Genomic DNA, 289 nt, shown 5'->3' with positions numbered 1-289 from the left:
GCCCTTGACATGCCCCGGATCGCTGACTCTCAGGTGCGTCGGGTCGGTATACATCGCGCTGACCGCGTGGTGGATCTCCTCCTCTGTGGCCGATAACGTCAGCGTATTGCCCAGCGATTTCGACATTTTGGCATTACCGTCGACGCCCGGCAGGCGGCTCACGTCGCTGAGTAGCGCCTTGCAGTGGCGCAGCACCGGCTCGCCGGTGAGGCTATTCATCTTGTGGACGATCTCGTTGGTCTGTTCAATCATCGGTAGCTGATCGTCGCCCACCGGCACCAGTTCGGCC

General features: G+C 61.6%; 1 pseudogene. It reads right to left on the bottom strand.

What is annotated here, in order from left to right:
- Window positions 1-289: pseudogene (locus QP437_RS09960) on the bottom strand (tryptophan--tRNA ligase); the annotation flags it as partial.

This window comes from Haemophilus sp. UMB1048 (assembly GCF_030218125.1).
In the GTDB taxonomy this organism is placed as follows: domain Bacteria; phylum Pseudomonadota; class Gammaproteobacteria; order Enterobacterales; family Pasteurellaceae; genus Haemophilus_D.
This window is presented reverse-complemented; position numbering and strand designations above follow the sequence as displayed.